Origin of the sequence: Metabacillus herbersteinensis, from assembly GCF_042433335.1 — a bacterium.
In the GTDB taxonomy this organism is placed as follows: Bacteria; Bacillota; Bacilli; order Bacillales; family Bacillaceae; genus Metabacillus; species Metabacillus herbersteinensis.
This window is the reverse complement of record NZ_JBHLVO010000006.1, coordinates 1-22,802: the sequence shown is the minus strand read 5'-3', so window position 1 is coordinate 22,802 and position 22,802 is coordinate 1. Positions and strand designations below refer to the sequence as shown.

Below are 22,802 nucleotides of genomic sequence, written 5' to 3'. Positions count from 1 at the left end.
ATTGAGCTTATTTACTTTGTCACTCATCGCGATCGTTCCAATCATTACGATTCTTATTTTTCTAGTCTTACTAAACTGGCCAGCCACCCGTGCTATGCCAATTGCACTCATCGTCACGGCGTTAATCGCCATGTTTGTCTGGGGAACAGATGGTGCAGTTGTCGCCGGCGCTGCCTTCAACGGCCTAATTACTGCACTTGAAGTTATTTTTATCGTTTTCGGTGCTGTTCTACTATTAAACACCGTAAAAGAAAGTGGTGCAATTAATACAATTCGCCGCGGTTTTACTGGCATTTCTCCAGACCGCCGTATTCAAGCGATTATCATCGCATGGCTGTTTGGCTCGTTCATTGAAGGAGCAGCCGGATATGGTACACCGGCTGCTGTTGCCGCACCACTTCTTGTGGCGATCGGTTTTCCAGCAATGGCTGCGGTCATGGTAACACTCATTATCCAAAGTACGCCTGTATCTTTTGGCGCAGTTGGCACACCGATTCAAATTGGTGTTAACACCGGTTTAACGGATCAGTCTACAGTTCTTACAGCATTAAATGGCACCGGTATGAACTACGCTGACTATTTGATGTACATCACATCAAACGTTGCGCTCATTCACGGTATAGTTGGCACACTCATTCCGCTCTTATTGGTCGCAATGCTCACCCGCTTTTTCGGCCCAAACAAGTCGTTCCGTGAAGGTTTAAAAGTATGGAAATTCGCCTTGTTTGCAGGTATTTCATTCACTATACCTTATTACTTTATTGGTTTCTTTTTAGGGCCAGAATTTCCGTCATTACTAGGTTCATTGGTTGCATTATCAATCGTCGTCCCTGCTACCCGAAAAGGATTGTTTATGCCGCCCAAGGAAGAGCAGTTTGATTTTCCACCGCGCAGTAAATGGGAAGAAGACTGGTTCGGGACACTTAATCATGAACCGGAAAGAGAAGAGGGTACACAACGTTCCATTTCAATGGGAATGTCATGGCTTCCTTATATTCTCGTCGCTGGACTGCTCGTTGCCTCACGGACGGTTGAGCCATTGGCAGCAGCATTAAAAGCACCCGCAATCGTATTTGAAAATACGTTTGGTTCTGGAATTACAACAACATCAACACCACTTTTTTTACCTGGCTTTCTGATCATCATTGTATCTGTTTTAACATTCTTCCTGCACCGTATGAAGTCCTCGGACTATGCACGCGCATGGAAAAGTTCATTTAAGACTGCCGCTTCAGCCGGTATCGCGCTCATTTTTGCCGTGCCAATGATCAAGATTTTCTTAAACACGTCACTTGCAGCTGATAAAGTATCTGCAGCAACAGAGGCACTAGTCGGGCAAAACATGCCAATCGTGCTCGCGGAAAGTGTCTCGGTTGTTGCTGGAGATTTCTGGCCGATCGTCGCTCCTGCTGTTGGGGCGCTCGGTGCATTCATCGCCGGTAGCAACACATTCAGCAACATGATGTTCTCGCTCTTCCAATTCGGTGCAGCGGGCAATATCGGACTCGACGTCCAGCAATCCGGAATCGTCGTTGCTATGCAGGCAGTAGGCGGCGCGGCCGGCAACATGATTTGCGTCCACAACGTTGTCGCTGCATCTGCGACAGTCGGCTTAGTTGGAAAAGAAGGAGCGCTTATTCGCCGTGTATTTCTACCGTTAACGTATTACTTGCTAGCAGCTGGGTTCCTTGGCATGGCAATTATACATGGTATCGTCAACGTCTGGCTTATCGTGTATACGTTGATCGTCATAGCGTACCTTGCACGACTTTTTACAGCAAAACACAATTTATCCCCAGTAGTTGTGCGATAGTAAGAAACCGTCTTCAATTTAATCTAACAAGTTTTCTTCATAGGTATAAACATTAAGATAATAAAATAAAACACACAGTAATTCGCATTGAATTTAGCTGTGTGTTTTTTTCTGGTATCCATAGACTGTAAAGTCCAGCCCAATTAACAAGCTTTGAGTGTTTCTTTTAAAGTTAGGCTTATCCATGTGTAACTATTGAATTTGATCTTGCGTCAAATGAAGTATACGGAAAATAACTAATAATCCTGCTAACTCAATTCCTTTCGAACACCTCCTTCTTCCGTGTGAATTCATAAGAATAATGGAGGATTATCATGAAGAGAAACATGTTCAATGTGCTAAAAATTTCGATTTTAACTTTAGGTTTAGCTTCCGCTTCTACTTTTGGGGATACACAATCGGATGCCTCGACTATATACGAAATTAAAAAAGGGGAAACGTTATATAGTCTTGCAAAAGAAAGTAATTTAACGGTTTCACAATTAATGCAATTAAATAACCTAACTTCTACTACTATTTATGCCGGCGAAAATCTTATGATCCCTAACACTATAACAATTAAAAAAGGCGATACTTTATATAGCCTCGCAAAGAAATATGATACAACTGTTTCACAACTAAAACATATAAATCAGCTAAATTCTACTATAATTTATGCCGGTAAAAAACTAATCATACCTACTACCGTGATCGTAAAAAAAGGTGATACACTCTATAGAATAGCAAAGAATTACGGACTTACGGTTCCTGAGTTAAAGGAAATAAATGGTTTGGAGTCAACCATTATTTTTGCAGGTCAAAAACTGATAGTAGCTAAGAATGGAAATATGGAATCTCTTCCTGGAAGTTATGATGCTTCTAAAGTAAAGGTGGAGGTATCTGTTAAAGACGGCTTTACATTTGATGCTGAGGAACCAAGGAAATTTATTGTGCAATACAAACAAGATGGTTCATATTTTTCAAGAATCGAAGTATTAGACTCAAATGCAAATTTGATTGATGTTAAAGAAAACTCAATTGCTTCATTAAAAGGGAACAAAATAACAGAACATCAACTTAACAATATTAATTATCCATTTTATAAAGATGCTAAATTCTTTCTCCATGGATCAAATAGTAAAACACAGACAAACATTGTCGTAAAAGAACTAGACGGAAAATTAATTAGGTTTACGATTCATTATCTAAACAAGGAAGAATCTGAAGGTATTACACCACATATGATCGATATTCTGCATACCACAAAATTAAAGTAAGATTCCTAAACCCTACTTTTTTTGTTTATAAGCCTAAAAATAAAAAGATCACAACTAAAAGCTGTGATCAATTGTAAGAACCTTGAACGATTTCCCATTGTTAAATTTCAATAATAATCGGAAGGATCATTGGTTTTCTCTTTGTTTTTCTGAAAACAAATTGTCCTACTGATTTTTTTACATTTTGTTTGATCGCATTCCACTGAATTCTATCTCCATCTTCTAGCTCTTGCACAGCTTTCTTAATGAGTCGATTCACGTCGCTCAGAAGTTCTTCGGAATCTTTCACAAACACGAATCCACGGGAGATTGTATCAGGATCAGAAATCATTCTTCTTTCCCTTTTGCTCATTGTGATAACAATCACGAGCATTCCGTCTTCAGAAAGCTGTTTACGATCTCTTAGCACAAGTTCTCCAACATCACCTACACCCATTCCATCTACGTAAGTGTCCCCCGCTGGTATCCTTCTTGTTTGCCTTGCCACCGAGTTATCAATATCTACGACATCTCCGTTTTTGATAATAAACGTTTTGTCTTTATCTACTCCTACAGATTCAGCTAATAAACGGTGATGGTGTAGCATTCGATATTCACCGTGCACAGGTATAAAATAGGTTGGCTGAATCAAGGTAAGCATCAGCTTTAAATCTTCCTGATAGCCATGTCCGGATACATGCATTCCTGTTGAGCTTCCCGATCCATAAATCACGTGGGCACCCATTGAATAGAAGTTATCAACGATCCGAGTGACATTTCGTTCATTCCCAGGAATAGGACCTGCTGCTAAAATGACGGTATCTTCGGCTAAAACCTCGACACCCCGGAAGTTTGAAGTGGATAGTCGTGCAAGAGCCGCCATAGGTTCTCCTTGACTTCCTGTGCAAAGGACGACTACCTTCTCAGGCGCCAGTTCATTGATTTCTTGCGTCTCAATTAACATCCCATCCGGAACTTCTATATAGCCTCGGTCCATTGCTACTTGTACAACATTGACCATGCTTCTTCCAAGCAACGCAAGCTTCCGATTTGTTTTTTTTGCTGCATCTACAACCTGTTGAACGCGATTAATATTGGAAGCAAACGTTGAGATAATAACTTTTCTCTTCGCCTTTCTAAAAGCATCTTCAATATGCTCACCGACAATTAGCTCTGATGGGGTAAAGCCAGGACGCTCTGCATTCGTGCTTTCAGATAAGAGAAGCAAAACACCTTTTTTGCCGATTTCAGCCATTTTATGGATATCTGAATATTGATTATTCACAGGTGTTAAATCAAACTTAAAGTCCCCAGTATGTACGATATTGCCCTCTGGTGTATGAAAAACAATCCCTAAGCAATCAGGAATACTATGATTCACTTTGAAAAAGTCGACACTGATTTCGCCGAAGCTTATGTTTGAATTTGAGTCAATTTCAATTAGTTCAGTTTCTCTTAGGAGTTTATGCTCTTCTAGCTTTAACTCAATTAACCCAAGTGTGAAACGCGTTGCATATACGGGTACATTTATTTTTTTTAAAAAAAATGGAACTCCCCCTATATGGTCTTCATGTCCATGTGTGACAAGTAAGGCTTTGATTTTTTCTTTATTCTCTTGTAAGTAAGCAATATCTGGAATGATCAAATCGATTCCTAATAAACTTTCATCTGGAAACTTAACACCACAGTCGATTATCAGAATATCGTTTAAATACTGGATTGCATACATGTTTTTCCCGACTTCATTTAAGCCACCTAAGGCAAAAATGGATAATGCACTGTCATTTCCGCTCAAATTCTTTCCCACCTTAAACAATTTTTATTTTAGTATGCCCTTTTAGTTTGGATTTATCAGTATCATGGTCTGAAAGAATGCGATTTCGAATTCATGAAAATTAAGAATCTTCTGTTCGAGTAAAATAATTAAGGTCCAAATCATATATGATTTGGACCTTGGATACGTGTGCTAATTTATTTTTTGTATTCGTTATTTTAAACCCACTAGATTATTAAGCAAGTGTATTTATTCTCTAAACATACTGTTGTTTTATTTTTCTCCATTTGAAGCAATAACATCCTTATACCAGTAGAAAGATTTTTTCTTCTTTCGAGCCAATGTTCCACTGCCATCGTCATGCTTGTCAACATAGATGAAGCCGTATCGTTTGGACATTTCTCCTGTTGATGCACTTACTAAGTCAATACACCCCCAGCTTGTATAGCCAATCATCTCTACGCCATCTTCATTGATTGCATCGCGCATCGCTGCGATGTGTTCACTTAAGTATTTAATCCGATAATCATCATTGATAGATCCATCTTCTTCAACCTTATCATATGCTCCTAAACCATTTTCAACGATAAAAAGTGGTAGTTCGTATCTGTCATATAACTTGTTAAGGGAAGTACGTAAACCGGTTGGGTCAATCTCCCAACCCCAATCACTTGCTTTAAGGAATGGATTTTTTACACCTGCCAACATATTACCTTGTGCTTTTTCCAATTCCGTCTTCTCTTTTTTTTCTGTACGTGACATATAATAACTGAAACCAATATAGTCGACAGTATGTTCCTTAATTAATTCTAGATCGCCTTCTTGAATTTCGAGTTCAATGCCGTGCTTTTTAAAATAACGTTTGATAAAGGCTGGATACTCCCCACGCACTTGAACATCGGCACAGAAATTATTGAATAAGCGCTCTTCCTGATGAGCATACAGGACATTTTCTGGATTTGAATCAAATGGATAGACTGGTGCAAAAATAATCATACAACCAATTTGAGACTCTGGAATGATCTCATGGCAAGCTTTCACAGCGATACTACTTGCAACAAATTGATGGTGAAATGCTTGATAAGTCGGCTGATATTTATCCTCTTCTTTTTCAATGGCAAAGCCCAGACCCATGATTGGCATCATTAAACCACTATTGATTTCATTGAATGTCATCCAATATTTCACTTTATCTTTATAGCGGTTAAAGATGGCATTGACGTATCTTTCAAAGAAAGTGACGACTTCACGATTTCTCCAGCCACGATATTCCTTAACAAGGTTAACAGGCATTTCATAGTGAGAAATAGTCACTACTGGTTCAATCCCATGCTTATGCAATTCATCAAATACGCGGTCATAAAAAGCCAATCCTTCTTCGTTCGGCTCCAGTTCATCTCCATTTGGAAAAATTCGTGTCCATGCAATTGACAAACGGAATGCTTTGAAACCCATCTCAGCAAATAGAGCAATATCTTCTTTGTAACGATGATAGAAGTCAATTCCTTCATGATTCGGGTACGTATATTTTTCTTCGTCAATTTCAAAATTAAAACCCGGATTCATTAATAGTTTAAGTCGCTCTTTCCCACCAGGAAGAACATCCGCAATATTTAATCCCTTGTTACCCTCATGAAATCCACCTTCCATTTGGTTCGCAGCCGTTGCGCCTCCCCATAGAAATCCTTCTGGGAATCTTTTATTATTCTGTTCCATTATTTTTTCCTCCTATAATTTGAATTAACGTATACATGTTCAAATCTCAAATCTCGATCCTTACAAATTTTCTCCATTTGTTTCAATCACTTTTTTGTACCAGTGAAAGCTTTTCTTTTTATATCTTTTTAAAGTTCCATTGCCCTCATTATCTTTATCGACATAAATATACCCATAGCGCTTCTTCATTTCTCCTGTCGAGGCACTTACAATGTCAATCGGTCCCCAGCTTGTATATCCGAGAATTTCTACCCCATCTTTGATCGATTCAGACATTTCAACTAGGTGTTTTTTCAGATAATTAATCCGATAGTCGTCATTGACCTCACCATCAGGCGTTAATTCATCTACTGCACCAAGGCCGTTTTCAACGACAAACAATGGTTTCTGGTAGCGGTCGTAAAGTTGATTAGCCGTAATACGGAAGCCTTTAGGATCAATAGTCCATCCCCATTCCGACTTTTCCAAAAAAGGGTTTTCAACAGAGCCAAATACATTTCCACCTGTTATATTCTTTAATACTTCAGGATCAGTGCTCGTTACCCGACTGGCATAATAGCTAAAGCCGATATAATCAACAGTATGATTTTTTAAAAGGGCTTCATCACCTTCTGCCATCTCAATCGTCAGTTGGTTGTCCCTGAAGAAACGTTTGGCATATCCAGGATATTCGCCTCGTGACTGCACATCAATGAAGAAGAATGACTCACGGTCTTTTTCCATTCCGCTTAAGACATCACCCGGATTACATGTGTATGGATATGTAGACCCTGCGGCAAGCATACAACCAATCTTTGCATCTGATATAATTTCGTGGCAAGCTTTAACAGCTAACGCACTAGCCACAAGCTGATGATGAGCCGCTTGATATTTAATCTCTTCTTGGTTATCTCCTTCTTTAAAGACAAGGCCGGCACCTACAAATGGCAAGTGCAGAAGCATGTTAATTTCATTAAATGTCATCCAGTATTTTACTTTATTCTTGTATCGCTTAAAGATCGTTTTTGCATACATTTCAAAAAAATGTACCAGCCTTCGATTTCTCCAGCTTCCGTACGTTTCAACTAAGTGAACAGGTACATCAAAATGAGCGATCGTAACAACCGGCTCAATTTCATGTTTCAATAATTCAGCAAATAAATCATCATAAAATTGCAAACCTGCTTCATTTGGCTTCTCATCATCACCGTTTGGAAAAATTCGTGCCCATGAAATCGAAACACGCAACGCTTTATAACCCATCTCGGCAAACAAGGCGATATCTTCTTTATAACGATGATAAAAGTCGATGGCCTCATGGGAGGGATACATTTGTCCATTTATAGGTGTAAAGGAATCAACGGATCCTAACATAACTTCCCAACGCTTTTTACCGGTTGGTAACAAGTCAACGGTTGTTAATCCCTTACCACCTTCAAGGTATGCTCCCTCAGCCTGATTGGCAGCGATCGCTCCGCCCCATAAAAACCCTTTTGGAAATGTAGAACTAGACATACAAACACTCCTTTATATGAATTTGGAAAGCGTTCCTTGGTATCTCAGAAACGCTTTCCTTTTATAAAACCAATCTATATAGCTCCTAGTTCGATTAAACGGTTACCCGCTTTAATTTGATTTTCTTTCGTTGTCACTAGATTGTACTTATCATGATTTGTCACAACGACGGGTGTGGTCATAACGTAGCCAGCTGCTTTAATTTTTGCTAGATCAAATTCAATAAGCAGCTGTCCTTTTTCTACTCGTAAGTTTTGAGCAGTATGAGCGGTGAAAAATTCCCCATTCAACTGAACAGTATCCATTCCAATATGAATCAAAATCTCTGCACCTTGGTCCGTTTTAATTCCAATCGCATGATTAGTTGGGAAAAGTGCTGATACAGTACCAGAAACGGGTGAAAATAATTTTCCTTCTGAAGGCTCAATCGCAACGCCTTTTCCAAGGGCAGAAGAAGCAAACGCAGCATCTTTTAGATCAGATAAAGGCTTTACTTCACCAGTAAACGGACTTGAAATGACTACATTAACTGTAAGTAATGCTTCCTCACGATTAGAAATTTTTGTTGCAACTGCACCTTTGCTTTCAGACTGTGTGGTTTCTTGTCTTTTTCCCATTCCAAATAAATAAGTAAGAAGAAAACCTAGGATAAAAGCGACAATAATGGCGATAATAGCGCCCCAGAATACTAGTGTAATTCCTTCAGTTGGATGAATAAAACTAGGAATCCCAAAAATCCCAAGTCCGCCAATCATGTATGACTTTGTACCAAATAACCCCGGAATTGCTCCACCGACTCCACCAGCAATACAACTCATAATAAACGGTTTTTTCAATGGAAGGGTAATCCCATAAATTGCTGGTTCTGTGACCCCAAATATACCTGAAATGAAGGCAGGAATACTTAGTGTTTTCAGCTTTTGTTGTTTCGTTTTAATCCAGACTGCTAGCACTGCACCGACTTGGGCGAATGAAGCGGCAAATATCATCGCTAGTATAGGATCTTCACCCATTGTGGTAAGGTTGTTGATTGCGACTGGAATAAGACCCCAATGAAGACCAAAAATGACAAACACTTGCCAAAGTGCACCTAAAAGGGCACCTGCTATTATTGGACTCAGACTATAAATTGAAACAGTTGCTTGCCCTAGAAGCTGGCCAGCCCATGTGGCAATCGGTCCAATCACAATAAACGTAATTGGTACAACAAAAAGTAATGTTAGGAAAGGTACTACGAACGTTTTTATGACATCTGGAATGACACTCTTTAACCAGTTCTCTACTCTTGCTCCGAAGTATGCTGCAATAATAATTGGAATAACGGATGATGCATAACTCATTAAAATAACTGGAATTCCTAAAAAGGTAATATGAATTGGTGATTCAACGATCGTACCTGTAAATAATGTGTAAAGCGGTTCACCCGCAGTTAAACCAGATAGGGATGGATAGACAAGTGATGCTCCTATTGCCATCCCAATAAAGGGACTTCCACCAAATTTTTTAATAGCTGTATAGCCTAGGAAAATCGGGAAGAAGTGAAACAAAGAATCCCCTACTACGTTTAATAGTTGATAGGTTCCTGAAGTGTTATCTAACCAGCCCAACGATACAAATAGGGCGTTAAATCCTTTAATCATCCCTGTTGCCGCTAAAACACCAAGTATAGGAGTAAAGATACTAGAAATGATATCTATAAAACTATTAAATAAACCTTTCCCTTTAGTATCACCAGCTTCTTTGGGAGCTTGTGTTTGAACTCCCCCTAAGTCTATGACTGCTTTATAAACATCAGGTACATGATTTCCGATGACAACTTGGTACTGGCCTGCACTTTTCATGACAGTGACCACACCATCCATATTTTTCAATACCTCTGTTTTCGCTTTCCCTTCATCTTTTAACTGAAAGCGCAACCGAGTAATACAATGAACGACACTGTTAACGTTTTCATTTCCGCCAACATTTTCAATAATTTCTCTTGCTAATTGTTCATATTTCATTATTTACCCCTTCTCTCTACATATTTTTTCAAATAAAAAACCTGAGCCGGTTTGCACACAAAAATACAGTGTGTGCAAATCAGATCAGGTTATGCCCAAAATTGGTAACATTCCTTCGAAGGATATTAAATTAAATTTAATTTACAACCACAAGATATCATGCCTTATCTAGGATGTCAACGCTTTCAAAAGAATATTTTTTTTAAAAAAAACCTAAAATCATATAGTAAGTTGGACTACTCTTTCAGATGATTATTTACTTCTCCATGCCAAATTAAACATCCATTATTCGGATGAACGATATAATTCCTGCCGGTTGGTGACACGGTAAATATGCAAGGTTAAATAGATGGCTTCATCATTTGAAATGAGCAATTCATATGTCTGTTCCAAATAAGTCATGATCTTTTCGCTACATTGAAAAGCAACTGGATACTTCTCTTTAACCTGTTCATAGAGGAAATGATCATGGCTATCACCCTCTTTTTCATTACGAATAAATCGCACTGCAAAAAAGCGAAGATGCGCTAAAAATCGTTCATAATTGACTGAGGTTTCATCCAATTCCATTTGATAATGGTACTTAACAATGTTCAAGATGCTATTAACCATTTCAGTTACTTGGACGGCTGCTGCCATATTCTCACCAGAAAGTTGGCTGTTTACTAAATGCAATGCAATCGAAGCTGCTTCATCTTCATTCAGGCGGACTCCTGTCAAACTTTCAATAATATCTAAGGCCTTTAAAGCAACTTGAAATTCCAACTTATAATACTTCCGAATTTCCCATAACAATGCATTTTTCAAATTAATTCCCTGTTTATGTCTACTAATGGCAAAACTTATGTGATCAGTTAATGCTACATACAGATAATCATCCAATTTATATGGAAGTTGGAATTTCGCATAGTCTAAGATTTTCGATGAAATAGTTAGGTATAATTCAGAAGTATCTCTCAATAATTTAGCAAGCTTATCAGAAACACCGTGGTTTTCTAAGACAAAGGTCTTCTCTACATTAGAAGATTCAATAACATCTCCCACCTTTTTCTGAAAAGCTAATCCTCTACCCATGACAACTATTTCATGGTTTGATTCATTTTTCGTAATAACTACATTATTGTTCAAAATCTTCTTGATCTCCATTTACATTCGCCCTTGATAAATAATATTTGTAAATCAACTGAAAATTCAACAAAAAAAGCCCAACTTTGTAGACAAGAATAACTTGATTCGTTATTCCTTCACAAACTTAGGTTTTGCCTGCCGAGCAGTAACAATCCATTCATTCAATTGTTGTAAGCGATTACTTTATTTTAACCGAATAAATCTAAACCTGTCAATACTTAAAAATCAAGGAAAGAACTCGGAGTATGCTATAACAGTCTCTATTTTTTTACTGGGATGCATCTTGGTTTAAGTTACCGCGTCCAGATTCAGTACCTTGATTGAATCGATCTTGTGGTTGTGATGCCGCGTTACCTCTTGATGTTGCTTGGGAAGAATTTGTATATTCTATTAACTACCAGTTCGGTTTGATAGTGCTAATATCTTAAGGAATGAACACAAAAGTGCCTGGCATCGCCCGAAGTATGTCGATGAGTTTTCGACAATTTCTAGTGGTGACAGGCACGATTTCCATTAAGTTTAATTCCGCTTCCAATATATATTATGTTTAATACCATCTATCCAGACAATTGAATTTTCTTCAATAACCTCAAACACAAGAATGACTTGATAAAGTCCAAGTCTCGCCTAATATCCCTCCAAAATACCCTTTTTAATTTGTTTAGCAGTAATTAGTTGGAGTATAAGCCAATCGTGTGAATGAATCCAGGTAAATTCGTTCCTTCACTTCAGGTGGATATGCTAGAATATTTGCTAATTCATCTATTTGCGGTTGGCGACCAATGTATATTATATGCTTTGTCCACGTTCGAATTCCTTAATCTTGTCTCGAAGGTAGGAAAGTCCCTGCTCTTGATTGTATATGTGTCCATTTTTACGCTCTTCACGACTTTTTTGAACTTGACGGATGAGTACTTGATCTGAAGAGAGAGATTCTACATCTGATTTATGAAGGGAAATTGCACTTCCTCGCTTCATATTCAAATAACCGATAAAGTCAAACACCTCAACTGCATCTTCTTCAGATATTTGGTCAATCATACGTTTCAGAATTTCACGATCTACACTCATTCTAACACCGCCCTTCATTTTCTACTTCCATTATATCCATTGGCAGCTAATAAAAACTGCCTGGTCAGCCCGAAGTATGTCGCAGTTCTTTCAACAGATTCTTGTTGGTTACCAGGCACGGGAAAATTATTCTAATAAAACCCTGATACATTTTTGAGTGAATCCTTCTCATTCTTTGTTTGTGTTCACCCACAGAGCAACGAACTATTTATTTCAGCTGAGTAGGAAGCAATTGAATGGATTGATTTAAAGTATCCAGTTTGCTTTCAATTCGATTTAACAAATAAAGTGTCACGACTATTGGAAAGCCTACATCACTAATAACATCCAACCATTGTTCCATCGTATTTCTCCTTTCCATTTAGAGAATTTGTTTTCATATAAAAACAGGGCCAGCTTTACCGATTTGCTAGCCCTGCTCTGTATTAAACTAGTTCGATATCTGTTACGTTTCGCTCAACGACTCTAGCACCTTTTTTCGAGATGAAATCTCCTCCATCAGCTGACATAAAGAGATTTGCTGCTAGGATTTCATCCATTGCAGTTCCAATTGCTACTGAATCGATTGGTTCCTTTGGAGATTCAACAGTTAGTTTAACTGTTTTACCACCAGTGTTTACAAAATGAAGTTCTAATGTTTTTGCCATTCTAGATTGCCTCCTTTCTGTTAATTTCTTGTTATAACTACGCTGTTAATTGTTGTGAATCGTTACGTTCAACAGCTTCTAATGTTTCTGTTTGTAAACTTGCAATTGCTTGAGCAGCTTGAAGTAATTGCTCAGCAGTTGCGGTTGTTTTTACATTGTTGTAATTCTTACTTTTAAGAATTGCCTTGCCTTCCTCATCAATTCCTACGTTATACACTAGGCGTAATTGTGAATCCAAAAGATATGCTTCTGCCATGTTTCTCACCTCCTTTCACCTTCTATATAGGGAAAAGAGGCCTGCTGAGTAGCATAGAATTATAATTTTTTTAAATTTATTTGAGATTATCAGTTAATTTGCAGTTTCTGTGTATGAATTTGAGTTACATCCTGCCTTATTCTGTCTAAGTCCCCTCACCCATAAACAGAACTCTAAACCTTCTTATTGACATGCCTTTTTATCAATGATATATTTATCTCGAATTCAAGATACTTTACGATACTAATTCTAGGGTAATATAAATCATACTAATAATCGCCAATTATATAGATACTCTTCTTTTGGCGAATTTGGAGGAATGGAATATGAACGGATTAAAAGGCATTCATCATGTAACAGCTATTACAAGTAGTGCAGAAAAGAATTATCAATTTTTTACTTATACTTTAGGAATGCGTTTAATTAAAAAAACGGTGAACCAAGATGATATTCAAACGTATCATTTGTTTTTTGCGGATGATACAGGCAGTCCTGGAACCGATATGACGTTTTTTGATTTCCCGGGAATTCAAAAAGGTGCACATGGTACGAATGAAATTTCTAAAACGTCTTTCCGTATACCTAGTGATGCAGCAATTGACTACTGGGAAAAACGATTTGATCGACTTTCGGTAAAGCATAGTGGAACGAAAGAACAGTTTGGGAAAAAGACTCTTTCCTTTGTCGATTTTGACGATCAACAGTATCAACTGATTTCTGATGAAAAGAATGCTGGGGTTGCTGCTGGCACACCATGGCAAGATGGTCCGATCCCTCTAGAATATGCAATTACTGGCTTAGGTCCAATCTTTGTACGCGTGGCTAACTTTGACTATTTTAAAGAGATGCTTGAAAACGTTTTGATGTTTAAAGAAATTGGCAACGAGGGTTCCTTCCATTTATTCGAAGTAGCCGAAGGTGGAAACGGGGCACAAATTGTTGTTGAACACAATACAGTTCTACCACCAGCTAGGCAAGGTTATGGAACCGTTCACCACACGGCATTTCGAGTTGAAGACCGATCTGTTATCGAAGAATGGGATAAACGATTAGCAAGCTTTGGCTTCCAAACTTCTGGCTATGTGAATCGCTACTTTTTCGAGTCTTTATACGCAAGAGTTGCACCACAAATACTATTTGAATTTGCAACAGATGGACCAGGATTTATGGGAGACGAACCTTATGAAACACTTGGAGAAAAACTCTCGTTACCTCCGTTTCTAGAGGAAAAGCGTGAGCAAATTGAAAAAATGGTTCGTCCGATTGATACGGTGAGAAGTACGCAGGAATTTATAAAGGAATAATAATAGAATTACAAAGAAAGAGACGTGTGAATGATTTACTTCATTGGTCCTACAAAAATGGGCTTCCCCTCCGCAAAATGGGTGAGCCTCTAGATATCGGAAACGCAGTAGTATCCTTAAGCTCAAATGAGTTGAAGTTAATCACTGGCCAATCATTATCTAATGGTGGGAATACGTATAGTATTTAAAAGCTCCTAATCAAGGTAGAACGCAAAATTTCACTGTTAGAATTACCATGATCTAAAAAGCCTAATTTCTCAGTAAACTAAACGAGAAATTAGGCTTTTTCCACTTAAATTCACTTCTATAAATGGGCAAGAAATGACTAAAGTTAAGATGTTTCGAAAGGTTTTTTTAGAACATTACTATTTCCTTATTGTACTTAAATTGAAGGTAATTTGTTATTGATGGACTGCACTTTCATCCATATAAAATAACTCCCAAAGATGATCGTCTAGATCCTGAAAACTCCAGCCATACATAAAGCCATGGTCAACCGGTTCATTTGAAGACTTTCCGCCAGCTGCTAACGCTTTATTTACAAGTTCATCAACTTTTTCTTTGCTTTCAGTAGAAAGTGCCACGATAACTTCTGTACTCTTTGTAGAATCAGAGATTTCTTTTTTGGTAAACGTTTTAAAATAATCTTCAACTAACAACATCACAAATATATTCTCACTAACCACCATACACGTTGCATTTTCATCGGTATATTGAGGGTTAAATTCAAAGCCTATTTCAGTAAAAAAATTAATAGATTTATTTAGATCCTTAACTGGTAAATTAACAAAAATCTTATCTGCTTTAAAAGTCATCATCTATCACCTCATCATTTATTTTCGGTCCTATCCTTTATTCGCCTCTTTCTTTTCTTTTCCTTTCAGATCTTAGAAATATTAGTCGAGACGGTCAAATCACTTATTCTACGCTTTGGAATAGGATCATAATGACTTTAAACAAAAAGAAGCAACCGTCCTCTTAAGCAAAGGTATAGGACAGTTACTTCTTTTATTGTACTTAAGCTTTTGTTGGCTACGCTTTTTTTTGAGGGAGTTGCTTAACCGGATATTTTATTTTCACTTTACAAAGTAACTCTTTCCACTTTAAGAGGGTTAAGCGCATTCGTAAAATTCACATAGATAAAGGCATCATATCGCTCTGACATTACAGATGGGACATAGTTTCCGTAGTGCTCGTGTGCAGGATTATAGACGACTCCAATTGCTCGGTGACCTATTTTTTGATTAAATAGATGGTTATTCTTGTCGTTAAAATGGATGAATTTATCATCTGCTCCTGCCTTGTGCATGGCATCCTCAAAGCTCCCTATTTGAGCTGGCGGAGTGATCATTCTTTCAAATTCAACTCCCCATTGGTCTGCTGCTATCACGGTTCCATGGTGAGTACCGAACCCAATAATAAATAGATTTTCTTTTCCTTTTTGTTCCCTTAACAGCTGACCTACGTTGACAATTCCTTCGTCCACCATGTCTGTTGCTCTTGCATCTCCAACATGGGTGTTGTGCTCCCAAATGATCCCTTTTGCGTTAGAACCATAAAATCCACTTATTTTATTAATGACCTCAACCATGTGTCGATCACGGATATTCCAGGATTCATTTCCATCGACAACCATTGTGCGGTAATAATTCTCTGCATTAGCCGTAATGAGCGCATTGACTTCAAGATTTAAACGGCTTTCTTCAGAGTCTACATATTGATTCTTATTTAAACGAATTTCCGTTAGAAGCTTTATGACTTCATCATGGCACCCTTCAGAATAAAAGGCTGCTGATACTCCATACTTTTCAGGCTGACGATTAAACGGTTCAAAGCAAGAGAACATTTTTTTTGCGGCTTCACGATCTGGAGAGTTTATTTTCTCTAAATACCTAATGATTTCGTCCATTGATTCCCACAAGCTATAAATATCAATTCCATAAAAGCCGACTTTCTTATCAGATGACTGTTTATGATTGTAATCCTTTAACCACTCAATCAAATCAATCATTTCTTCATTTGCCCACATCCAAGTTGGCCAACGATTAAAGGATTTTAAAACATCTCTAGCATTCTTATGTACCTGATCAAAACCCTTGATATATCGGTTTATTTTTTGACACGCTGGCCAGTCACCTTCAACAGCAAGAAAGGTAAACTCTTTTTCGACAATCAGTTTTTTTGAAAGCTCTGCACGTATTTTGTAAAATTCTGAGGTTCCATGTGAGGATTCCCCCAGCAAGACAAATTGCTCATCTTTGATCTCATCAATAAGAGGGATTAAATCCTCGGTTGCATGGATGGCATTCGCATGATTTTTAATTGCTTCAATTAACGTATCAGTCATGTTTATCCCTCTAAATTCATTTATTGTTTGTATTCTGCATTGTATGAGTTTTCACCAGAATGTACGGATAATAGAGTATCCGCATAACCTACAAGTCGATTGACGATTTCATCTGAAATAGCATAAACAAGACGATGTGCTTCTCTTTTATGCAAGGATGGGTCATCAAAAATGATAGTGGTGTTAATAAAGATTTCTTTTGTGTCATAAAGGTTATAATGGATAATTGTTTTTCCAGGTGCTCCACCTGAATGTGGATCTTTATAGTTTGGCAAAAATACATACCACTCTTCTGCTGTAGGTGACCGGAAGTTTTTCGTAAATGTCATGCCTGTAATTTCATCCGCGATTTGTTTCTGTAGATGATCATCGATGCCTTCTATTATGTTATTATCCACTACAGTTCCTTCTTTCTGAACCAATCTGCAGGGTTGTTCCGTTTTATTATGAATTGTTTATATATCAATTTTTTAAGAGCTAATAGAATCTGTTTATTCTAGTATGACCCCTGTTTGATAACTTTCCATAAAGCTATTTACTGCTGTTTCTAGTGATAAGCTACTGGCATCTGGTACTTGAACAATGACTTCATTTCTCATAGTAACAGGTGTAATATTTACATTGTTAAATCGATTGACCTCCAGCTGAATTCGTAAATCCTCTGCAATACTTTTGGCTTGGTATTGATCACTTATTAAATATCGGTAATTTTTCATAAAACCACCCTTTCCTTTTTATTCGATTCAAGTGTTGTCTGTTTAGCTAATCTTTTACTACATAGCTAGTATGTGTAGAGTACTTGCTTTTACTAGAAAAATTTTTCTATTCGGGATTAGAGAATAACTGTTTTTTTGTTTAAGTTAAGGCTTCGATGGTAATTTAACGATTGTTGTCTATATAAACAGAAAGAGTAACTAGCCCCAACCTTTCCAAGGTCTTTGGGTAGTTACTCCTTTTGTAAAACTCAAATAATAAGGTTGTGTTTAAGTAACGTTCCTTTTGATGTATAAAATCAACAAAAAAAAGGCAATTCTCTAAAGAATTAGCCTGTGCTAGATCTTAGTAACATCTTAATACTAAGTTAATATTCCTGTTTTTACATTACACATTGTCATTGTTTTTCACTTAGATAAGGTATTTTCCCTAAATGCTTTGCGAATTTCAACCTTTTGTATTTTACCTGAAGCTGTTTTAGGTAGCGAGTCCGTAAACCTAACCGACTTTGGTGCCTTAAAATGCGCTAGTTTTTCTCTTGCAAATGCAATGATCTCGTCTTCCGTCAGTAGCATATCCTCTTTTAAAACGATCACTGCATGCGGTGTTTCACCCCACTTTTCATGTGGGACTGCGACAACTGCTGCTTCTAATACGGCTGGATGTTCGTACAATACACCTTCAACTTCAATTGAGGAGATGTTTTCTCCTCCGCTGATAATGATATCTTTCTTTCTATCAACAATTTCGATCGTGTTATTTTCGTCTACAACTGCCAAATCACCTGTATGAAACCACCCACCCCGAATTGCTTGTGCAGTCGCTTCTGGGTTTTTCCAATATCCTTCCATTACACCGTTTGTTCTTGTGACAATTTCTCCAATTTCTTTTCCGTTCGTAGCAACCTCTTTTCCCTTACTATCTACTACTTTTACATCAGAGCCAATAAATGAATAACCTGTTTTTGACTTCATTCGATGTTTTTCTTCCTTTGGTAAGTGAAGATGTTGAGAACGGATTTGTGATGTCGTAATAAGAGGGGACGTTTCTGTCATTCCGTATACATGAATGAATTCCCATCCTAAATGATCTTCTACTTTTGCAACAAAAGCTGGTGGTGGTGCTGAACCGGCAATAACGACTCTCATTGCTTGTTCAACCTTGGGTTTGTGCTGATTATAATACTCTATTAAACTATTTAATACAGTCGGTGCCATGTGGGCAATTGTTACTTTTTGCTTTTGGATTTTCTCGAAAATAAGATCGGCGCTTACTTTTCTAAGCATCACCTGTGTTGCACCATTTGCCGTGTAATGAAATGGAGAACCCCAGCCATTCACATGGAACATTGGTAAAATGTGTAGCAGTGTGTCACGGTCTGAAATCCGCAAATGATGCATCGTACTTAATGCATGTAAATAATTACTTCGATGCGTTAACATCACACCCTTTGGATCACCAGTTGTTCCGCTCGTATAAAGTAAGCTTGCAATATCTGTTTCTTCTAATTTAATTCGGGGAAAAGACGTTTTTGGAAACTGTCTTAACCATTCATCATAATCCAGACACCGATCATGTTTGTCTTTTGCAGCTGTCACAATGATTTCGTTTACAGTCGTTAATTGATCTCGAATTGGTTGTATTAAGTGATAAAGCTCTTCATCGACAAATAGAACTTTGCTTTCACTATGGTTTAGAATAAAAACGTAGTCACTCGGTTTTAGTCGAGTGTTGAGAGGTGTCATAATCGCCCCTAACTGAAAGACTCCGTAAAAACCTTCTAACATTTCAAGCGTATTTGGCATTAAATAAGCAACTTTATCATTTTTTTTGATCGTTAGCGTTTTTAAACCATAGGATAATTGGTTGACTCGAGCATTGAGCTCTTTGTAAGTACAGACGTTTTCATCATCAACAACTGCCATCTTTTCTCCATACAATTTTACCGCCCGGTCTAGAAAATCAGTCAGAATCAAAGGCACATGCATACGATCTCTCCTCTAAAAATTGATGGAATTGTATTGAAGCACATTCTAATCTGTTAACAGATTAGATTATGCTACGAAAAGGCTCGGTACTGCATTATTACCTATGTAAATGAAGGTATATACCTTTATTGTAATCGCTTACGGTTTATTTTTCAAATTATTCAAACTATTATAAAATGATTGACACAACACTAGCCCTTTGCTAATTTATCCTTTAATACATTAAACCAAAGAAACGATCTATTTTTATACAGAATCGAGATTAGTAAAGCTACTCATTTCTTATTACAGAAGGGAAATCTTTAAGCATGCAAAAACATTATGTGCTACTATTCTTAATACTCGCAAACTTGTTTTGGGCTGGTAATTATGTGTTTGGTAAATATGTTGTACAGGAAATGCATCCTTTGCAAATAACGTTTTCACGTTGGCTACTAGCAGTGCTTCTGTTAATTCCACTTGCACATTTGATTGAACGTCCGGATTGGAGAAAGGTTTGGAGAGAATGGAAGACTCTTCTCGTGATGGCTGTTCTTGGAATTATTGGCTACAACTTTCTTTTGTATGAGGCTTTACGATTTACGACTTCCATGAATGCAGCGCTCGTGAATTCAGTTAATCCTGTTTTAATTGTTTTATTTTCATCATTTCTTTTGAAAGAAAGAGTTTCAGGAAGAAACGGTCTTGGTCTTATTCTCTCTTTGTTGGGAGTTCTTCTCGTCTTAACAAACGGACAGTTGCAGAAGATTTTCCACCTTCAATATAATCAAGGTGATCTTTTAATGCTGTTGGCTATATTGGCATGGACATTTTATTCCATCATTGGCAAAAGGTTAAGAAACATCCCGCCCATTTCTGCAACAGCTGTTTCCGTGTTAATCGGATTGGTTATCTTACTTCCTATTGTCCTAGTTTCTGAGATTCACTTCCCACTTAGTCGACAAGCTACGATTGGAATTTTATATATGGGAATCTTTCCTTCAGTTGGGTCATTCATATTTTGGAATGTAGCCCTTCGTCACATTGGTGCAGCTCATGCCGGTATTTACCTAAATTTAATCACCGTCTTTACGGCTATTCTTAGTTTACTATTGGGCGACACGATTACGTTTGTACAGGTTTTGGGAGGTATTTTAGTTTTTATAGGAGTTTACTTGAATAGCAAAAAAACAAAGAAGGAAAATACGTCGGGATTTGTGGTGAATGATAAAGGCAATCGTTCAAGAATGGTTAGATAAGTTTTAGTTACACGATAAACAAATAGAAGTAGACGTCCTCCTCCAACCAAAATAAAGGACATTTACTTCTATTATATCGTTTTTAATTTAAGAAAATGAGAGTTCGCGTTATTCCATTAATATGTTGCTGATCCGCCCATAATATAAAATAATTGTATGTTGTTCCTTGAATTTCAACTGGCTTTGGATATCTTATAATTAAAGCAGCCTGACTGTTCATCTCCAAAGGTTGATCTGCAGAGGGGAAAATGTAGCACGCTTCTTGCTTTTGTATGTTTGTTTTAGCGATTCTGGGCATTGAACCATATGGCATTAATAGTTGAAAAGCTTCCCCGTGGCATACCTCATCAATCGTTTCACCTGCTGAAATAGCTGAAATTTGAAAAAAGCCGTCAGCACCTTCGTATCTTTCATCATTTATTTTTTGCCAGTGGGATGGATACTTAAAGCTAACCTTATAAGTGGGATTGGAGTAAGTTTTTCTAGGTAGTTTCAGAGTAGGAGAAGGTGACCATTGTAGAGACATGATTCTTGCTCCAGCAATCAGTAAAGTCGGGATAGGATGATTGAAGTCAAGAACCCACATTTCATGAGCAAATTCCTGCTCTTTACAACCCGCAAGAAACGCGATTTCCCTTCCATTTGGTGACCAGGTAACAGGTGTTGCAAAACAATTAGAGGTTGCCCATACCCTGTCTTGTTCTCCTCGGCGACCCACCGTTCTGATCTGTGAGTAATAACCGCCGCCATCATCAAAAGCTGTAGCACTGTATGCAATACTCATAGAATTTGGCGACCACTCTGGGTAATAGTTTTTGGCCAATGGTCCCCCTTTTACTTCAAATACCCTCCCCGTAGCGAGTTCTACAGTGTAAATAATTGAAATACTAACGCCAGGTGTTGTATAAAGTGCAAAGGTTCCATCTGGAGATAGGCGAACATTATTCAGAAGTCCTTCTTTGTTTTCCGTGATTTGCTGTTTATCACTTCCATCTATTTTCATTCGATAAAGCTGACTTATCCCTGATGTGTCAATTGCTTGAAATAACAGCTCCAACCCATTAGGAAAAAATTGAACATCTGATGCGCCAGTCTGATTGATACTTTGTGCTGTATGTGACTTAACATTGTATAAGATGATTGTATCCTGCTTCGTGTAAGCTATACGTTTGCTATCTGACGACCAAAACAAAGAGAACCCTGACCCTTCCTCTAGCTGATCGATACTGGCTAGTGAACCAGAATCGACAGTAACAACATAGAGAATTCTATTTTTACCTACAAAAGCTATTTTCCTGTTATTTGGTGACCATCTTGGAATTGAGAATGTGTCTGCTAATCCCTTCGTTAACTGTATATTACTTCCATAAATAGTGTTAAATAACCAAATATCATAGGATCCACCACGGTCGGATGTGTAGGCAATCAGCCCTTTATTACTAGGGGGAATATAATGGCATTTTTTATAGAACAAATTCATACGTTTCCACGTCCTTATTCATTTAAATAAGTTCATAAACATACTTCTCAATGTGCAAGTTTATCTCTTGCTCTCTTTGCCTATATTCTATTCTGATTACCCACGTAAGGTTCAGACATGAACAAAAGCGCAAGCGCCTTGAACAGCCTTAGGCATAGCATAAGGCGATTATAAATAGAAGGTGTTCTTTGCCTTCAATTTATAATTGACTTATGACCTCGAGGCAGTCAAAAACGCGACATCCTGTCGCATTGACTGCACTAGCACGTGCTGTGCGTCGGGGCTATGCGCTGGAGCTGGATGCAGAAACGTTATCCACAGTACAAGAATTAATTTCCTGGTGTATGAAATAATAAAATTACCATGATTAAACACAAAAAATCCCCAGCAACTTCAAGTAAGATATAAGTACCTGACAGGGAACTCAATCTTATCACCTACTCACCATAAATAGGAGGTTGAAAGTCACATGGGGACTAACAAACAATATCATATTTAAGGTAAAAAAGGTAGTCGATTTAGTGATCAGCTACGTGGGATTAATCTAGAAGAAGTGCTAATCGTTGCGATTGACGCAGCTAAGCTTCATCAGAA

The 22,802-nt window shown here is 37.7% G+C and carries 20 protein-coding genes; 5 read left to right on the top strand and 15 right to left on the bottom strand.

The window, feature by feature from the left end:
• Position 1 precedes the first annotated feature (1 nt).
• Positions 2-1,813: an L-lactate permease gene (locus ACFFIX_RS09710; RefSeq protein ID WP_378933162.1), complete on the top strand. Its 1,812-nt coding sequence runs from the start codon at positions 2-4 to the stop codon at positions 1,811-1,813.
• Positions 1,814-2,127: 314 nt separating this feature from the next.
• Entirely contained in the window at positions 2,128-3,069 is a 942-nt protein-coding gene (locus tag ACFFIX_RS09705) for a LysM peptidoglycan-binding domain-containing protein (protein ID WP_378933159.1), read from the top strand.
• A gap of 100 nt (positions 3,070-3,169) precedes the next feature.
• Here the strand turns inward: ACFFIX_RS09705 and ACFFIX_RS09700 are convergent, their stop codons facing one another.
• From ACFFIX_RS09700 to ACFFIX_RS09660, 9 genes are all read right to left on the bottom strand, one after another.
• Positions 3,170-4,843 (bottom strand): ribonuclease J, encoded by a 1,674-nt coding sequence (locus tag ACFFIX_RS09700; protein ID WP_378933156.1) that lies wholly within the window; start codon positions 4,841-4,843, stop codon positions 3,170-3,172.
• A gap of 252 nt (positions 4,844-5,095) precedes the next feature.
• Positions 5,096-6,538, bottom strand: a complete 1,443-nt coding sequence (locus ACFFIX_RS09695; RefSeq protein ID WP_378933153.1) for a glycoside hydrolase family 1 protein — start codon at positions 6,536-6,538, stop codon at positions 5,096-5,098.
• 60 nt (positions 6,539-6,598) lie between these two features.
• The gene (locus ACFFIX_RS09690) at positions 6,599-8,032 is read right to left on the bottom strand and encodes a 6-phospho-beta-glucosidase (RefSeq protein WP_378933150.1); all 1,434 of its coding nucleotides are present in this window, start codon (positions 8,030-8,032) and stop codon (positions 6,599-6,601) included.
• Between the two features lie 74 nt (positions 8,033-8,106).
• The gene (locus tag ACFFIX_RS09685) at positions 8,107-10,035 is read right to left on the bottom strand and encodes a beta-glucoside-specific PTS transporter subunit IIABC (protein WP_378933147.1); all 1,929 of its coding nucleotides are present in this window, start codon (positions 10,033-10,035) and stop codon (positions 8,107-8,109) included.
• 285 nt (positions 10,036-10,320) lie between these two features.
• Complete coding sequence (licT, locus tag ACFFIX_RS09680) at positions 10,321-11,181, bottom strand: BglG family transcription antiterminator LicT (protein WP_378933145.1); 861 nt, start codon at positions 11,179-11,181, stop codon at positions 10,321-10,323.
• Between the two features lie 771 nt (positions 11,182-11,952).
• Positions 11,953-12,234: a hypothetical protein gene (locus tag ACFFIX_RS09675; protein ID WP_378933143.1), complete on the bottom strand. Its 282-nt coding sequence runs from the start codon at positions 12,232-12,234 to the stop codon at positions 11,953-11,955.
• Between the two features lie 208 nt (positions 12,235-12,442).
• Complete coding sequence (locus tag ACFFIX_RS09670) at positions 12,443-12,577, bottom strand: YvrJ family protein (protein WP_378933141.1); 135 nt, start codon at positions 12,575-12,577, stop codon at positions 12,443-12,445.
• Between the two features lie 82 nt (positions 12,578-12,659).
• Entirely contained in the window at positions 12,660-12,881 is a 222-nt protein-coding gene (locus ACFFIX_RS09665) for a DUF2922 domain-containing protein (RefSeq protein WP_378933138.1), read from the bottom strand.
• A gap of 37 nt (positions 12,882-12,918) precedes the next feature.
• Positions 12,919-13,137, bottom strand: a complete 219-nt coding sequence (locus ACFFIX_RS09660) for a DUF1659 domain-containing protein (protein WP_378933135.1) — start codon at positions 13,135-13,137, stop codon at positions 12,919-12,921.
• 326 nt (positions 13,138-13,463) lie between these two features.
• Here ACFFIX_RS09660 and ACFFIX_RS09655 point away from each other — a divergent pair, with 326 nt between their 5' ends.
• Both ACFFIX_RS09655 and ACFFIX_RS09650 read left to right on the top strand, forming a co-directional pair.
• Positions 13,464-14,441 carry a ring-cleaving dioxygenase gene (locus tag ACFFIX_RS09655; protein ID WP_378933132.1) on the top strand — a complete coding sequence of 326 codons (978 nt, stop codon included), beginning with the start codon at positions 13,464-13,466 and terminating at the stop codon, positions 14,439-14,441.
• Positions 14,442-14,467: 26 nt separating this feature from the next.
• Positions 14,468-14,629 carry a hypothetical protein gene (locus tag ACFFIX_RS09650; protein WP_378933130.1) on the top strand — a complete coding sequence of 54 codons (162 nt, stop codon included), beginning with the start codon at positions 14,468-14,470 and terminating at the stop codon, positions 14,627-14,629.
• A gap of 213 nt (positions 14,630-14,842) precedes the next feature.
• On the opposite strand, the gene ACFFIX_RS09645 is transcribed toward ACFFIX_RS09650, so the two are convergent.
• The 5 genes from ACFFIX_RS09645 to ACFFIX_RS09625 all read right to left on the bottom strand — a co-directional run bounded on the left by ACFFIX_RS09645 (position 14,843) and on the right by ACFFIX_RS09625 (position 19,490).
• The gene (locus tag ACFFIX_RS09645; RefSeq protein ID WP_378933127.1) at positions 14,843-15,256 is read right to left on the bottom strand and encodes a VOC family protein; all 414 of its coding nucleotides are present in this window, start codon (positions 15,254-15,256) and stop codon (positions 14,843-14,845) included.
• A 266-nt stretch (positions 15,257-15,522) separates the two neighbouring features.
• Positions 15,523-16,788, bottom strand: a complete 1,266-nt coding sequence (locus tag ACFFIX_RS09640; protein WP_378933124.1) for an erythromycin esterase family protein — start codon at positions 16,786-16,788, stop codon at positions 15,523-15,525.
• A gap of 20 nt (positions 16,789-16,808) precedes the next feature.
• A complete protein-coding gene (locus ACFFIX_RS09635) occupies positions 16,809-17,117 on the bottom strand; it encodes a hypothetical protein (protein WP_378933579.1) in 309 nt (102 codons plus the stop codon).
• Between the two features lie 162 nt (positions 17,118-17,279).
• A complete protein-coding gene (locus ACFFIX_RS09630) occupies positions 17,280-17,504 on the bottom strand; it encodes a hypothetical protein (RefSeq protein ID WP_378933121.1) in 225 nt (74 codons plus the stop codon).
• 405 nt (positions 17,505-17,909) lie between these two features.
• Positions 17,910-19,490 carry a long-chain-fatty-acid--CoA ligase gene (locus ACFFIX_RS09625; protein WP_378933118.1) on the bottom strand — a complete coding sequence of 527 codons (1,581 nt, stop codon included), beginning with the start codon at positions 19,488-19,490 and terminating at the stop codon, positions 17,910-17,912.
• 308 nt (positions 19,491-19,798) lie between these two features.
• Between ACFFIX_RS09625 and ACFFIX_RS09620 the strand changes: the two genes are divergently transcribed.
• Positions 19,799-20,728: a DMT family transporter gene (locus tag ACFFIX_RS09620; protein ID WP_378933115.1), complete on the top strand. Its 930-nt coding sequence runs from the start codon at positions 19,799-19,801 to the stop codon at positions 20,726-20,728.
• A gap of 82 nt (positions 20,729-20,810) precedes the next feature.
• Here the strand turns inward: ACFFIX_RS09620 and ACFFIX_RS09615 are convergent, their stop codons facing one another.
• Positions 20,811-22,208 carry a TolB family protein gene (locus ACFFIX_RS09615; protein ID WP_378933112.1) on the bottom strand — a complete coding sequence of 466 codons (1,398 nt, stop codon included), beginning with the start codon at positions 22,206-22,208 and terminating at the stop codon, positions 20,811-20,813.
• Positions 22,209-22,802: the final 594 nt, after the last annotated feature.